Consider the following 13845-nt stretch of genomic DNA (forward strand, 5'->3'; position numbering starts at 1 on the left):
TGATCTGACAGTCCGTCAGGGAGAAATAGCGTAACTGTTCACCACCCAGTGTTTTATGGATCGTTTTGATGTGAAATGTTGCAAGCTATCATGCCACAAGGACGATATGAATCAGCCTGACCTGAGCGCGATGGACCATGCTGCCAAGGTTGATCTGATCCGATTTCTTTTCGCGGAAAATGCGGATCTGAAGTCACGGATAGCCGTACTTGGAGTCCGTTTGGCCAAAGATAGCCACAATTCCAGCAAACCGCCGTCCTCGGATGGTCTGCACAAGCCTGCAGCGAAATCTTTTCAGGGAGAAACCCTGCTGTCCGCCTTGGAACGACTGCGCCCTGGTGAACAGTTACCATCAGCCATCTTGCTGACCTTATGCGTTGAAGGAGTTTGTTATGCTTGTTGAAAATACATTACCTATCTTGTTGGATCGACTCGATTTTGCCTGGATTACCTCCATGCATATTCTCTGGACGCCGCTGACCATTGGGGTGTCCTGGATCCTTTTCGGGCTGGAAGTAGCCTGGCTGCGTTCTGGAGATGAACGATGGTATCGTCTTGAACGCTTTTTTGAAAAAATCTTTATTGTCAATTTCGGAGCCGGTGTGGCTACCGGTGTCACCATGGAAATGGCCTTCGGCATACTCTATGGGCCGTTCGCGCAAGCCGTTGGTCCCTTCTTTGGGAATATTCTGGGCTTCGAAACCATTACCGCCTTTATGTATGAAGCTGGTTTTATTGGCCTCATGGTTTTTGGTTGGCATAAAATTGGTAAAGGCATGCATTTGTTTTCAACCTTCAACGTAGCATTGGCCTCCAGTTTGTCGGCTTTCTGGATTCTGGTTGCCAATGGCTGGATGCAGACTCCCGATGGTGTCGTGCTGAAACACGGTCTGTTTCTGGTGACGAATTGGTGGAGTGCGATTTTTAATGAAAGTAATGAGTGGGGCTTTCCTCATATGTGGGTGGCTACCATGATCTTGGGCTTTTTTGTGCTGGCTGGGACTAGTGCCTGGTTTATTCTCAAGAATCGTCACGCCGATTTGTTCGTCAAGATGTTGAAGCCTACCATTCTGGCGTTATTGATCGCGATGCCGATACAAATCTGGTTAGGCGATAGTCTGGGCGTGGATGTGGCCCATAGTGAACCGACCTCACTGGCCGCCATGGAAGGGCATTACCATGCTTATCTACCCGATGGTAAACCGAACACTTCCTGGAATCTGATTGCCATTCCCAATGCTGCCAACGATGGAAGTCTGTTTTCAATCCGTATTCCCCATGTATTAAGTCTGCTGGAAACACACACCTTAAATGGCGTGGTTCCCGGCCTGGATCAGTTTCCCGCAAAAGACCGTCCGGATGTCTGGGTACCTTTCTATTCATTCCGGGTCATGGTGGCTATCGGTTTCTTGCTGTTCTTTATGGCGTTATGGGGTACCTCCCTCATCCTGCGCGGACAACTGACTGTGGCGGGGTTGCGGAAGCGTCCATGGTTTCTCAGGGCTATGGTGTTGGGTGGGTTCCTGCCCTATCTTGCCGTCTGGACTGGCTGGTGGACCCGTGAAGTGGGGCGTCAGCCCTGGATAGTTTACAACATTATGCGTACCTATGAGGGTGTCAGCCACATGGGTCTCGGTGAAGAAATCGCCTGGTTTGCCGGGTATGTGGTATTTGAGCTGACCGTCTGGGCGGGTGCCTGGTATTTCTTCTCCCGCGTGATCCGCAAGGGGCCTGATCTGGAAAGTCCCTTACCGGGTGCGCCAGAACAGTATGCCGATCAGGAAGATGCCGGTGGTGGGCTAGCGAAACCGATATTTGCCAAACCCAGCTTTGGAAAATCTTACTAAGCTCTACCCGTACCCCGCGGTACGCAACGGGTATGTCCTGGAGGCCAAGAGCGGTTTCAAGGGATTTTGATTGAAGGAGTAATACAATATGTTTGATCTCGCCAGAATCGCCACCACCTTGACGACGTGGTGGTGGCTGTTACTCAGTCTGATGTTTCTCTTTTTTATTGCCCTGGATGGCGCCGATCTGGGTGCAGGGGTGTTTGCCCTTTTTTCTCCGGATGAGCAGGAACGGGGTGCCATTATGGCTTCCATGGCTGGCTGGTGGGATGCCAATGAAACCTGGCTGGTCGTCGCCGGCGGCGTCCTGTTCGGCGCTTTTCCGCTGGTATATGGATCGGCCTTTAATTATCTGATGATTCCACTGATGCTGGCTTTATGGGGCGTGATATGGCGCGCTGTCGCTTTTGAATTCCATGTGCATGCAGTTGGAAGCAAGCGGTTCTGGGGCTGGGCCTTTGCTGGGGGCAGCTTTCTCGCACCTTTCGGGGCAGGCATCGCCTTGGGAGCCACTTTGCAGGGATTTCCTATGAAGGCTGGTGCGGCCATGGCCAAAGGGGCTCCGGGCCTTTTTGTAAATTCGCCAGTTCCACATTTTACCGGGACGGCACTTACTTTTCTGACACCTTTCAGCCTGTTAACGGGTTTTGGAGCGGTCATTGCGGCCGGACTGGCAGGAGGTCTTTACCTGAGTGCACGCTTTGAAAAAGGTGATCCGATCAATGTCAAAGCACAGCGCTGGACCACCCTTTTTTCCTACCTTGCCTTAGCGGCAATCGTCGTCACGCTGGTATGGTCCTATGCCATATTCCCCTGGGCAGCGGCAAAATGGACTGGTCCTTATTGGTGGGTATGGGCTTTGTGGCTCTTGGTGGTCCTATTTTTCGCCTTCAAATCCATGATGAATCATTCCATGCAGCGGGATTTTCTCGCGCTGCTCTGGGGTGAAGGGGTTGTGGTACTCCTGTGGTTTGCTATGTGGGCCACGATGTATCCCTACATTGTTCCTGAAACCTGGACCATCCAGGCGGCTGCCAATCCAGCTAACTCCATTGCCGTGTTTACGTTGTTCATGACCGGATTTGTACCCATCATGATTATGTACAACGCCTATCAAATCTGGGTGTTCCGTGGTCGCACCACGAAAATGGCCAGTTACGGCGAGCATTAAAACTTGTGGGGGAGGGTAGACTTTTACTGTCCATCCTCCATTGCAACTGGCGGTTTCAATTTTGAAGTGCAATACTATCGTTTAACTCTTTGATCTCATTTGCCATTACTTCTGATGGCGTTAGAAAACCCAAGGATTTTCTTGGTCGATTATTCATCTCCTCGGCGACTTTGGTCAAGTACTGCTGAGAGTATTGCGATAAATCCGTTCCTTTAGGAAAATACTGCCGCAGCAGTCCGTTGGTATTTTCATTGGCCAGGCGCTGCCAAGGGATGTGGGGGTCGGCAAAGTAGACCCGCAGATGGGTGCGTTTTTCCAGATCCTCTCAAGAAACACTTTTTATGGTTTTGAATACATTGTAGTTACGAAGCGCCAATATCACCCGGAACCAGTCTCATGCCCATCTTTTCGGCACGTTGAGCCAGTTGCCGTAGCACCCGTTCTCGGTAGCGATCTTCATGTGGCCCCCTCCGAACCGACCATCCGGCGTGTCTTGCAAGGGGTCGATGTGGATGCGCTGGATGCGGCGATCGGCGCCTGGCACTGGGTACGGCGGGCTTTGAAGCCGTGGCCGTTGATGGCAAAGTCCTCAAAGGTGTCGTGCGTGCAGAGGGAACTCAGGTGCATCTGCTCAGCGTGTTCCTGCATGGACAGGGAGTCACCATCGCGCAAAAGGAAATCGCCCGGAAAACCAACGAAATTCTAGAACTGCGCAACCTGCTCTCGGATGTCGACATCACGGGCAAGGTCGTCACTGCCGATGCCCTGCATACCCAGCGGGAGACGGCCCGCTTCCTCGTCGAAGACAAAAAAGCTGATTATCTCTATCCGGGATGATTACGCCTTCGGACCCACCAGCCTGACCCCAGATCGTGCCACTCCCAAAAATCTGTTGGGCTTGGTCCGTGGCCATTGGGAAATTGAAAACCGAAACCATCATGTCCGCGACGCCACTTTCCACGAGGACCTCTCCCAAGTTCGCACCCAGAACGGACCCTGTAGGATGGCGATCTTGCGCGAACTGGCCATGAGCATCCTGCGCCTCACCGGCGTCAAGAACATCGCCAAAGCGTGTCGGGATTTCGCCGCCAGCGCATCTAACACTCTCCGTCGACTCGGATACTGAGCCGCCACCACGGGGTTTACCTATCCGGAAATGCCTCCGGAGGGCAAGCCGCGTCCGCCAGCCACCCCATCCACGATTCCGCACCAAAAACAGCCTGAAAATGCCGCATTTCCACCAACACAGTTCCTCAAGCCACCACTAAAATCAGCGGCAGCAAGCCTCTGCTACTATATCTGGCGAGCTTGACGGAGCCCTGTGTGCGAGCTATAAACTGCATAACGGTATTTCGTGTGGATGAATACGATTTCACCCTTGAATTAAGGATGCTGTGTAATAGCGCCGATAAAAGGAGGTGTCAATATGAATTCACAAGCATCAATCCATCCAGCCCGCCTGACCCTGTTCTCCTGGCCTTTACTCGCCTCTCGGGGTGTTGCCGCATTATTGTTTGTAATTGCATCACTGATTGCTTTTGGCGAAACCATTACTTTGCTGGTTTGGTTTTTTGCCATTTACGTGTTTTTTGATAGCGGTTATTCCGCAATGCGTCTTGCCCAGAAAGGGAGTGGCGCCTGTCCAAAAGTTTTGATTGCCATTAAAGCCGTCATCGGGATCGCGGCTGGTATCGCGGTCATTGTTCTTTCACAGGGTGTCAGTATGTTGCCTACATTACTGACCATTTTTGCCTGGGTGGCGATTGTTGGTGTGATTGAAGGCATTTGGGTGCTGCGTAATGTGCGCAATAAAGAAGCGGTGTTGATTATTGGTTCTACTGCTTATCTGGCCCTGGCTGTTGCCCTGCAATTCATCTTTGCTTTGGCGCCGGATGCCGGTCCTTCCGTATATAACTGGATCATTATCGGCTTTTCTGCCGCATTTGCTGCAGCTATGTTCGGTATGGTCTGGGCCATGCGTCGTAACCTTCTAAAGATGGATGATGGTACATCGGCCTCCGCCCAGGCACATTCTGCCTGAATTAACCAACACTGTGCAGGAAGCAATCGGTTATTTCTGCAGTGGTCTGATGATCATCATTATCAGGAGTTGCACGGTAAGGAGTGTGGCTCTTGTTATATGTAAAAAATAGGGGAAGACCCATGGTATTGAGCAAAGCCACCAAACAAGCCCTGCGCGGCCTGATATATATTGTCGCATAGCAGCGCGGCGAGCCGGTACTTAGTCGTGAAATTGCCGATTATCTCGGGGTTCCCGTTCAGTGTATCACCAAAATTATGCGGAGGCTCGCCAAGTGTGGATTTCTTGAGGCCGCTTTGAATATCGCAAAATCATCGTTGCTACCTGGGCAACCGGCATCCATTTTCCGCATGTCGGACAAGCTTTCCTGATCCAACGGTCCACCGTAAACAGCAAAGATGGCCTCATCCGGGATGATTACGCCTTCGGACCCACCAGCCTGACCCCAGATCGTGCCACTCCCAAAAATCTGTTGGGCTTGGTCCGTGGCCATTGGGAAATTGAAAACCGAAACCATCATGTCCGCGACGCCACTTTCCACGAGGACCTCTCCCAAGTTCGCACCCAGAACGGACCCTGTAGGATGGCGATCTTGCGCGAACTGGCCATGAGCATCCTGCGCCTCACCGGCGTCAAGAACATCGCCAAAGCGTGTCGGGATTTCGCCGCCAGCGCATCTAACACTCTCCGTCGACTCGGATACTGAGCCGCCACCACGGGGTTTACCTATCCGGAAATGCCTCCGGAGGGCAAGCCGCGTCCGCCAGCCACCCCATCCACGATTCCGCACCAAAAACAGCCTGAAAATGCCGCATTTCCACCAACACAGTTCCTCAAGCCACCACTAAAATCAGCGGCAGCAAGCCTCTGCTACTATATCTGGCGAGCTTGACAGAGCCCTGCTATCCGTACGGTGCCTGGTCATCATCGGATTTTCGATTGCAGGAGGCCGGGGTGGATATTTTCGGGGAAACAAACGCCGTTCTTGCAGACATCTGAAACATGGTTTTTTACGTTAAAAATACCCACAGATGGTTTTATATTTTTTAAAAATCAGCCAGGGAAACTTCCTTGTGAGCTTCCAGGCATGAACATTAAATTATGCTAATAATCAAATATACAGTTTGTGGTGGTGTTATATTTCATGAGTGAATATTAACCAACTGTCTGTTCCACCGGATAGTTTACAGTTGCACATCTATAAGATAACGGTAATATTATGATTTATCTTTTGGGCGCGCGCGTATCACTAATACTATTTACATAAGCCCAAAAATATTTGAGGCAAATCTCTATTGCTTTGCGCCCCCGCCTGCACTAGTTTTACTGCCAGGTAATCAATAGGCAGTAATAGTATAAATTTATATGATTTATGGAAGTGGTGAAAACTGGTGCCAATGGCGGCCTGCCGCGGAATCGCCGGAGCCCGGGCGCCGTGGTTCGGTGGCCGCTGTGCCGTGGAAGCCCATGGAAATCCTGATCTGCATGCAGTGTCGGAAAAGGTAATCGGATAGTGATCGCTATCCTGTCATATCGCGGATGGTCTGAAATCCGTCAGGGAGAAATGTCAATGCAAGTGAAGTGGAGGAATAACCTTAAAAACGGGTGCCGCCATGCCGCCCTCGCGCCGATTCTGTTGCTCAGTGGCTGCGCGGGTAGTCCCTTTTGGATATTCGATCCCAAAGGGTTGATGGCTGATACCAACCTGTTTTATCTGCTGGTGGATGTCGGGATCATGGCCAGCATCGTCGGCGTGACGGCGCTCCTGGTGATCTGGTTCATGTGGCGCTACCAGAAGGGCAAAAACCGGGGGAAATATGACCCCACCTGGTCCCATTCCAACACCATTGAAGTGGTTGTCTGGGGGATCCCCATCATTGCTGTCGGCTTTTTGTCCTATTTTGCGGTAACCGGCACTTTCGAGATAAATCCATATAATCCGACGGTGATTACCAACCATCTGAAACCCGTCAGTGATCCGGTCGAGGTGGATGTCATCGCGACCGACTGGCAGTGGCTTTTTGTATACCCGCAGTATCATATGGCCGTGGCCAACGAACTGGTGCTGCCGGCGCATACCCCGGTATTTTTCCGTCTGACCTCCTCTGCGGTGACCACGACATTCTTCATTCCACAACTGGTGGGCATGATCGACGTAATGCCCGGCATGCGTACGAAAAACGCCCTGGAAAGCAACCATGTCGGGGAATACCAGGGCATCGCTTCGGACTATGCCGGCGCGGGCACCTCCTGGATGACCTTCAAGACCAGAATAGTGAAGTCGGCCGACTTCCGCGAGTGGGTGCGGAAGGTGCAGCAATCTCCGACATCCATGACCTACGCCAGCTTCAATGACTACGCCGACCCTTATATCAATGTGCATCATAAGGTGGCCTATTTCTCGTCGGTGCCGGACGGTTTGTTCGACCATGTCGTCGACGAGGTCATGAAGGGTAAAACCTGGCCCATCCCGCCGATGATGACGGAAAACATGGTGGCGTATATGCAGAAGCAGAACGCCGAACACCGCGACTAACAACAGGAGAATTGACAGATGCTCGTAGATTTAGCCGGGGGCTGGAACCCCATGCTGGGGCGCCTTGCCTGGTCTCAGATTCCTTACGACAACCCCATCCTGGCGCCGCTGTTTGTCGCGGTGGTCATCGGGGCCGTTCTGGTGCTGGGCCTGATCACGTACTACGGGAAATGGACCTACCTGTGGAAGGAATGGCTGACCACCGTGGATCACAAAAAACTGGGGGTGATGTACATCCTCATTGGTCTGGTGATGCTGTTCCGGGGTTTCATCGATGGTCTGATGATCCGGACGCAGCAGGCCTGGGCGGTAGGCCCGCATTCCTCGGGAGTGTTCGGTGCGACGCACGGTTACCTGACTCCGTTCCATTTCGGGCAGGTCTACAGTGCCCATGGGGTGATCATGATCCTGCTGGCAGCCACGCCGTTGCTCGTCGGCTTCATGAACATCATCGTGCCCATTCAGATCGGTGCCCGGGACATGGCCTACCCCTACCTGAATGCGTTGGGGCTATGGCTCACCGCCGCGGGCGGGGCGTTGATCATGATTTCCCTGTTCGTGGGCGATTTCGCGCACAACGGCTGGTTTGGTTATGCGCCGATCTTCGAGCTGCAATACAGCCCGGGCGTGGGCGTTGATTACTGGATATGGACCATGGAGTTGTTGGCGCTGGGGACCACCTTGGGCGGCATCAACATTCTGGCGACCATCGTCAAGATGCGCGCGCCGGGCATGACCTGGGGTCGTTTGCCGATCTTTGTCTGGGCTTCGCTTGCGTCGAACGTGATTGCCCTGACTTCTTTCCCGGCACTGCAGGTGGCACTTGCATTGGTTGCTGCAGACCGGTATCTGGGCGCGCATTTCTTCACGGCTGGTCTGGGTGGCAATCTGATGCTCTATACCAATCTATTCTGGATATGGGGCCACCCGGAAGTCTATTTCGTGATTCTTCCGGCCTTCGGCATGATGTCGGAAATCTTTCCGACCTTTTCCGAAAAACCATTGTTTGGCTACATGACCATGGTGCTCGCCAGTATGGCCATTGCCGGCTTGTCCTGGATGGTCTGGCTGCATCACTTCTTCACCATGGGCGCCGGACCCTACGTCAACAGCGCCTTCAGTGTGGCCACCATGCTGGTCGGCATTCCTACGGGTGTGAAGGTGTTCAACTGGGCATTCACCATGTATCGCGGGCGCCTGACTTTCACCGCCGCCATGCTGTGGGCCATCGGCGCGCTTTTCCTGCTGCTGGTAGGCGGATTGACGGGTATGATGCTGGCGGTTCCGGCCATCAATTACATGGTCCACAACAGCGTTTTTGTGGTCGCGCATTTCCATTCCATGCTGCTGACGATTGTGTACGCCATTTTTGCTTCGGTGATCTACTGGTTTCCCAAGGTCTTTGGCTTCAAGCTGAATGAGTTCTGGGCAAAGACCATGTTCTGGCTCTTTTCTGCCGGTACGGCGCTGGTGTTCGTGCCAATGTACATGCTCGGTTTCATGGGGATGACCCGGCGTCTGGATTATGTGTTCAACACCGCTTGGCATCCTTATCTGCTGGTGATGGAATTCGGCATCGTGGTGTATACGCTTTCCGTCCTCGCATTTTTTGCGCTGCTTTATGTCAGTGTCCGCGATCATGCGAGCAACCAGGTTGGCGCGGATGCCTGGGGTACCTCCCGCTCGCTGGAATGGCTTACCCATTCTCCTGTGCCATTTTATAACTTTGCCGTACTGCCGCACATCAATGCGCGTGACGAAGTGGCCTGGCGGCGTGACAACGGCATCGACCATGTCCAGCCCGATCACTATGAGGATATCCATATGCCCAATAATACCGGTGTGGCCATTGCCCTCGGCGGCCTGACCTTTGTACTGGGTTTCGCCCTGGTATGGCGTATCTGGTGGCTTTGTGCCTTCTCCCTGCTGGCAATCGTTGCACTCGTAATCTACCGCTCCTTCAAGGGCGATCCGGGTTACATCATTACCGCGGCGGAACTGGAACAGATGGAAAAAGCAGCCATGCGCCGTGAAGCACGGATAGGTAAACAGCGGCATCAGGTAGGCGGCGGCGTATTGGGTGAGGCTATAGCCTATGAGCGTTCTGACCTGCCGCCGCTGGCTTCGCAGCCGAGCTCATCCGTGGGGCTGGATCATCATCGCAGTTGATGGCCCTGACAGGTGGTAGCCGAGGTATCGGCTACCCGTTAATGAACGGTAGATTGAGGAGTTTTTATGAGTTCTCATTCCAGTAATGTAGATCCGAAAGCAGCAGAATTATGGGATAAAAGTCACTATCAGCATGATGTGATCTCCACCCGCACCTTTGGTTATTTCATGTATCTCCTGAGCGACGGCATGCTGTTTGCGACACTTTTTGCCGCTTATGGCGTGCTGAGTTACCAGCACAGTTATTTTGGTGGCCCTACCCCGGCCGACTTTGTAAAGCCCTGGTATACTTTTGCTCAGACTATGGCGCTGTTTGTCAGCGTGCTGGCTTATGGTTTTGGCATGAATGCACTCAAGCACAAAAACAAAAGCGGGTTGATCAATGGTTTGCTCGCGGCTTTCGTGTTTGGTGTATTGTTTCTGGCACTGGACATTCATGACATGACGCATCTGGCGTCATTGGGTATCACGGTTGCAACCAGTGGCGGGATATCTGCGTTTATTATCCTGACCCAGGTACATGCCGCCCATATTTTCTTTGGGTTGATCTGGATTCTGGTGATGATGGCCCAGGTGCTGACCAAGGGCTTTACCACTGAGGTGGTGGGCCGGTTGTTGACACTGCGTATGTTTTGGCATTTGCAGGCGATTATTTGGGTGTTTGTGTTTGTGTTCGTTTATTTATGGGGATATATGTCATGAGTCACGGTCACGATGATCCGACATTGCATCCGGAAGTACAGATGTCCACTTCCCGGGGATATTTTGCAGGGTTCGCGGTTTCCAGCATCCTGATGTTCGTCGCTACCTTATTGGTGGCATCGCGTGCCGTGCCGCCATTCGGTTTGCTGATGGTCATCTCGGTCTGCGCGGGCATAGCGATTATTGCGCAGATCTACTTCCTGCTGCATATCGATGTTTCCGAACACAACATCTGGAATACTGTGGCGCTGGTGATGTTCATGCCGCTTTTTCTGGTTACCATCGGGCTGACCTGGTGGATGTTCTCGCAATTGTATCTGCGCACGATGATTATGCCTGGCATGATGCACTGACCGCACGAATTCCGGAGGTCCTAACGTCATGTTAAAAGAAGGAGTCCACAGCGGCGGCATTGGCGATCTTTCTGGTCCCCGGGTTCGGCCGTCTTTTGTTCGCGATCTCTGGGTGTTGGCCAAGGCGCGGGTGGTATCGCTGCTGGTATTTACCGCCGCAGTGGGCGAGATCCTCGCCCCCGACGCCGGGTTGCACTGGGAGTCGGGGCTGGCGGGTTTGGCGGGTATTGCGCTGGCCGGAGGGGCAGGAGGGGTACTCAACCAGATTGTCGAGCCCGGCCTTGACCAGCACATGCGACGCACCCTCCACCGGCCGCTGGCCGAAGGACGCATCAGCCGTGGTGGTGCCATTGCCTATGCCATGACACTGATGTGCGCCGCCATTGCCGTACTGGCCTGGGGCACCAACCCGCTGACCCTGGTACTGACCCTGGTAGGCACCGTCGGCTACGGTGTCGTCTACACCCTCTACCTCAAACCCAGCACGCCCTGGAACATCGTCTGGGGCGGTCTTGCCGGAGCCCTGCCGCCACTGATCGGCTGGACCGCCATCACCGGCAGTCTCGCCGCGCTGCCGCTGGTGCTGGTCCTGCTGGTATTCGTCTGGACCCCGGCGCACTTCTGGCCCCTGGCCATCTGTTGTCGGGAAGACTACGCCAAGGCCTGCATTCCCATGCTGCCGGTGACCCATGGCGTCGATCGCACGCGCCGGGAAGTGCGGAACTACGCCCTGCTCACCTGGATCGTCAGCATGGTGCCAGCGCTACTCACCGGTGACTGGTTATATGGTGCCATCGCCGGGCTCTCCGGCGCATGGTTCGTGGGCATGGCCCTGCGTCTCAAAGGCCTGCCCGAAGGCCCGGAGATGAACCGCTACGCGCGGCGGATGTTCGCCTACTCCATCTCCTACCTGTTTTTACTCTTTACCGCCCTGATCCTGGGCAAACTGGTGATGGGCTATGGCTTCTTCTGAGGCCGCCAAAGGCCCGCCCATGAGCCCGTTTGAAAAGCGGGCGGTAGCGGGACTGAGCTTCATCTATGTCGCGCGCATGCTCGGTCTGTTCATGCTCATGCCGGTACTGGCCCTGGACAACGACCAGCTTCGTGGCAGCACCCCGGTGCTGTTGGGCCTGGCCATTGGTATTTACGGACTGGCCCAGGCCGCCCTGCAGTTTCCCTTCGGGGTGGCCTCCGACCGTTTCGGGCGCAAGCGGGTACTGGTCTTTGGTCTGCTGATCTTCGTCCTGGGCTCCCTGCTAGGGGCGGTCAGCCATAACATCTGGGGCATCATTCTCGCCCGTCTGCTGCAGGGTGCGGGCGCCGTCTCCTCGGTGCTGCTGGCCACCGCCGGGGATCTCACCGGGGAACAGCACCGCACCAAGGCCATGGCCGCCATCGGCGGCAGCATCGCCATCGCCTATGTGCTGGGGATGGCGCTGGGACCCGTTTTTTACGGTCTCTCCGGGCTGACCGGGGTATTTCTAGTGGCCGCCGCACTCGGTGTCCTCGCGCTGTTACCGCTGTGGAAAGGGATTCCCCCCATCCCCCACAATCTACAGCAACGCATGGGGACCTGGCGTGACGCCCTGAGGATATTCCGATACCCCCCGGTTCTGACCGCCAGTGTCGGCATCTTCATCCTGCAGATGGTGCTGGGGGCCAGTTTCGTGGTGCTCTCCCCGGAACTGGTCAAGGCCATGCACATTCCGGGCAGTGCCGTCTGGGAAGTGTATCTGCCGGTGATGCTGCTCTCGGTGGCGGGCATGCTCTACCCGGTGATCCACGCCGAAAGGCACAAACAGCACGGACAGATGCTGGTCTTCAGTGGTCTTGCCATCGCTGCGGGGGCGCTGTGCATGGGTTTGCTCGCGGGTCACTTCTGGCCGGTGGCGGTGGGAGCGGTGATTTTCTTCACGGGTTACAACGTGGCCTCGGCGATTCTGCCCTCGATGATGAGTCGCAGCACCACCCAGGCACAGCGGGGAGCGGCCAGTGGTGTGTACTCGCTGATGCAGTTTCTGGGGATATTCGCAGGCGGTGTGGTTGGTGGCTGGGGGCTGGGCATGGCCGGCGAGCAGGGTGTTTTTTATCTCCTTGCCGCCGTCGGATTGCTCCTCGCCCTGCAAAGCTGGAACGGAAAACGCGTGGCACTATTGCTGGAACCCGACGCCCGGGAAGCAGGGGACGGTCAGTAGCCGCCGATAATCAGTGCCAGCGCACCAAAGGCGATGCAATAAATGCCAAAGGGCCGCAGCGCCTTGATCTCATGCTTGTGAAAATAGTGCATCAGAAACCAGACGGATGCCCAAGCGCAGATTCCGGAGAGAAGCCCCGCAAGAAAGATGGTGCCGAGCAACCCGGACGGCATCTGTGCGTGAAAGAGCTTGGGCACTTCCAGTATGCCGGCCGCCGCGATGATCGGCGTGGCGAGCAGAAAGGAAAATTTTGCGGAATTTTCATAGTCCAGCCCTACACCGATACCCGCCACCAGGGTCGCGCCGGAACGGGAAAATCCGGGAATCAACGCAAGGGACTGGGCAAACCCTATACCGATGGCACGCGGCCAACTCAGATTGTCCAGCGAATGGCTAGGTTGCCGCGCGCGCAGGCGATCCCCCAGGATGAGCATGGCGCCGTTGATCATCAGCGCCACTGCGGCAAAGGTGAAGCCGCCAAATAGGGCCTTGATCTTGTGGGCAAGGGCCAGGCCCAGCAAACCGGCGGGAATGGACGCAATGAAGAGAATCCATAATAGCCGGGAGTCGGGATTGTCGGGGCGTCCCCGTGCCCGAATGAAACCGCCGAGCAGCGCCGCCCAGTCGCGCCAGAAGAACAGGAGTAACGCCGTGGCCGTGGCAAGGTGGAGCACGACCACAAAGGGCAGAAACCACCCTGCGTCCCGGTTGATGGGCCAATGCAGGAGCGCTGGCACCAAAATGATATGCCCCAGGCTGGAGATGGGAAACAACTCCGTAACGCCCTGAAGTACGGCCAGGAACAGCAGGTAAATATGCTGTGTCATGCGA

15 protein-coding genes and 1 pseudogene are annotated in these 13845 nt (G+C 54.8%); 13 read left to right on the forward strand and 3 right to left on the reverse strand.

Annotated features, from left to right (window positions below; translation table 11 throughout):
- Positions 1-106: 106 nt before the first annotated feature.
- The 3 genes from AFERRID_RS09285 (at position 107) to AFERRID_RS09295 (ending at position 3018) form a co-directional block, all read left to right on the forward strand.
- Positions 107-403 carry a DUF6444 domain-containing protein gene (locus AFERRID_RS09285; RefSeq protein ID WP_113527199.1) on the forward strand — a complete coding sequence of 99 codons (297 nt, stop codon included), beginning with the start codon at positions 107-109 and terminating at the stop codon, positions 401-403.
- Positions 393-1847 carry a cytochrome ubiquinol oxidase subunit I gene (locus tag AFERRID_RS09290; RefSeq protein ID WP_113527200.1) on the forward strand — a complete coding sequence of 485 codons (1455 nt, stop codon included), beginning with the start codon at positions 393-395 and terminating at the stop codon, positions 1845-1847. Before AFERRID_RS09285 ends, AFERRID_RS09290 begins: the two co-directional genes overlap by 11 nt.
- 88 nt (positions 1848-1935) lie before the next feature.
- Positions 1936-3018 carry a cytochrome d ubiquinol oxidase subunit II gene (locus AFERRID_RS09295; RefSeq protein WP_113527201.1) on the forward strand — a complete coding sequence of 361 codons (1083 nt, stop codon included), beginning with the start codon at positions 1936-1938 and terminating at the stop codon, positions 3016-3018.
- A 55-nt stretch (positions 3019-3073) separates the two neighbouring features.
- Here the strand turns inward: AFERRID_RS09295 and AFERRID_RS09300 are convergent.
- Positions 3074-3325 (reverse strand): annotated as a pseudogene (locus tag AFERRID_RS09300) (IS30 family transposase); the annotation flags it as partial.
- A gap of 260 nt (positions 3326-3585) precedes the next feature.
- On the opposite strand from AFERRID_RS09300, the gene AFERRID_RS09305 reads away from it, so the two are divergent.
- The 3 genes from AFERRID_RS09305 to AFERRID_RS09310 all read left to right on the forward strand — a co-directional run bounded on the left by AFERRID_RS09305 (position 3586) and on the right by AFERRID_RS09310 (position 5059).
- Positions 3586-3855 (forward strand): ISAs1 family transposase, encoded by a 270-nt coding sequence (locus AFERRID_RS09305; protein ID WP_172959361.1) that lies wholly within the window; start codon positions 3586-3588, stop codon positions 3853-3855.
- Positions 3856-4021: 166 nt separating this feature from the next.
- Positions 4022-4144: a hypothetical protein gene (locus AFERRID_RS15995; protein WP_264158138.1), complete on the forward strand. Its 123-nt coding sequence runs from the start codon at positions 4022-4024 to the stop codon at positions 4142-4144.
- 300 nt (positions 4145-4444) lie between these two features.
- Positions 4445-5059 (forward strand): hypothetical protein, encoded by a 615-nt coding sequence (locus AFERRID_RS09310; protein WP_113527709.1) that lies wholly within the window; start codon positions 4445-4447, stop codon positions 5057-5059.
- Between the two features lie 238 nt (positions 5060-5297).
- Here AFERRID_RS09310 and AFERRID_RS15180 read toward each other — a convergent pair whose 3' ends face one another.
- Entirely contained in the window at positions 5298-5600 is a 303-nt protein-coding gene (locus AFERRID_RS15180) for a hypothetical protein (protein WP_172959362.1), read from the reverse strand.
- Between the two features lie 42 nt (positions 5601-5642).
- Between AFERRID_RS15180 and AFERRID_RS16000 the strand changes: the two genes are divergently transcribed.
- The 7 genes from AFERRID_RS16000 (at position 5643) to AFERRID_RS09345 (ending at position 13014) form a co-directional block, all read left to right on the forward strand.
- Positions 5643-5765 (forward strand): hypothetical protein, encoded by a 123-nt coding sequence (locus tag AFERRID_RS16000; protein ID WP_264158138.1) that lies wholly within the window; start codon positions 5643-5645, stop codon positions 5763-5765.
- 864 nt (positions 5766-6629) lie between these two features.
- Entirely contained in the window at positions 6630-7595 is a 966-nt protein-coding gene (locus AFERRID_RS09320; RefSeq protein ID WP_126605009.1) for a COX aromatic rich motif-containing protein, read from the forward strand.
- Positions 7596-7613: 18 nt separating this feature from the next.
- Positions 7614-9764, forward strand: a complete 2151-nt coding sequence (locus AFERRID_RS09325) for a cbb3-type cytochrome c oxidase subunit I (RefSeq protein ID WP_126605010.1) — start codon at positions 7614-7616, stop codon at positions 9762-9764.
- A 66-nt stretch (positions 9765-9830) separates the two neighbouring features.
- The gene (locus AFERRID_RS09330; RefSeq protein WP_126605012.1) at positions 9831-10466 is read left to right on the forward strand and encodes a cytochrome c oxidase subunit 3; all 636 of its coding nucleotides are present in this window, start codon (positions 9831-9833) and stop codon (positions 10464-10466) included.
- Positions 10463-10819 (forward strand): cytochrome o ubiquinol oxidase subunit IV, encoded by a 357-nt coding sequence (locus tag AFERRID_RS09335; protein WP_126605013.1) that lies wholly within the window; start codon positions 10463-10465, stop codon positions 10817-10819. Before AFERRID_RS09330 ends, AFERRID_RS09335 begins: the two co-directional genes overlap by 4 nt.
- Positions 10820-10847: 28 nt before the next feature.
- A complete protein-coding gene (locus tag AFERRID_RS09340) occupies positions 10848-11792 on the forward strand; it encodes a heme o synthase (protein WP_126605015.1) in 945 nt (314 codons plus the stop codon).
- A gap of 19 nt (positions 11793-11811) precedes the next feature.
- Positions 11812-13014 carry an MFS transporter gene (locus AFERRID_RS09345; RefSeq protein WP_126605703.1) on the forward strand — a complete coding sequence of 401 codons (1203 nt, stop codon included), beginning with the start codon at positions 11812-11814 and terminating at the stop codon, positions 13012-13014.
- On the opposite strand, the gene AFERRID_RS09350 is transcribed toward AFERRID_RS09345, so the two are convergent.
- Entirely contained in the window at positions 13008-13841 is an 834-nt protein-coding gene (locus AFERRID_RS09350; protein ID WP_113527119.1) for an undecaprenyl-diphosphate phosphatase, read from the reverse strand. The two genes, AFERRID_RS09345 and AFERRID_RS09350, sit on opposite strands and share 7 nt — an antisense overlap.
- Positions 13842-13845 lie beyond the last annotated feature (4 nt).

It is taken from the genome of Acidithiobacillus ferridurans (assembly GCF_003966655.1).
Lineage (GTDB): Bacteria > Pseudomonadota > Gammaproteobacteria > Acidithiobacillales > Acidithiobacillaceae > Acidithiobacillus > Acidithiobacillus ferridurans.

Coding starts and splice junctions, on each gene's coding strand:
- AFERRID_RS09285 (WP_113527199.1), top strand. CDS start 107: ATGAATCAGCCTGACCTGAGCGCGATGGACCATGCTGCCAAGGTTGAT.
- AFERRID_RS09290 (WP_113527200.1), top strand. CDS start 393: ATGCTTGTTGAAAATACATTACCTATCTTGTTGGATCGACTCGATTTT.
- AFERRID_RS09295 (WP_113527201.1), top strand. CDS start 1,936: ATGTTTGATCTCGCCAGAATCGCCACCACCTTGACGACGTGGTGGTGG.
- AFERRID_RS15995 (WP_264158138.1), top strand. CDS start 4,022: ATGGCGATCTTGCGCGAACTGGCCATGAGCATCCTGCGCCTCACCGGC.
- AFERRID_RS09310 (WP_113527709.1), top strand. CDS start 4,445: ATGAATTCACAAGCATCAATCCATCCAGCCCGCCTGACCCTGTTCTCC.
- AFERRID_RS16000 (WP_264158138.1), top strand. CDS start 5,643: ATGGCGATCTTGCGCGAACTGGCCATGAGCATCCTGCGCCTCACCGGC.
- AFERRID_RS09320 (WP_126605009.1), top strand. CDS start 6,630: ATGCAAGTGAAGTGGAGGAATAACCTTAAAAACGGGTGCCGCCATGCC.
- AFERRID_RS09325 (WP_126605010.1), top strand. CDS start 7,614: ATGCTCGTAGATTTAGCCGGGGGCTGGAACCCCATGCTGGGGCGCCTT.
- AFERRID_RS09330 (WP_126605012.1), top strand. CDS start 9,831: ATGAGTTCTCATTCCAGTAATGTAGATCCGAAAGCAGCAGAATTATGG.
- AFERRID_RS09335 (WP_126605013.1), top strand. CDS start 10,463: ATGAGTCACGGTCACGATGATCCGACATTGCATCCGGAAGTACAGATG.
- AFERRID_RS09340 (WP_126605015.1), top strand. CDS start 10,848: ATGTTAAAAGAAGGAGTCCACAGCGGCGGCATTGGCGATCTTTCTGGT.
- AFERRID_RS09345 (WP_126605703.1), top strand. CDS start 11,812: ATGAGCCCGTTTGAAAAGCGGGCGGTAGCGGGACTGAGCTTCATCTAT.
- AFERRID_RS09350 (WP_113527119.1), bottom strand. CDS start 13,841: ATGACACAGCATATTTACCTGCTGTTCCTGGCCGTACTTCAGGGCGTT.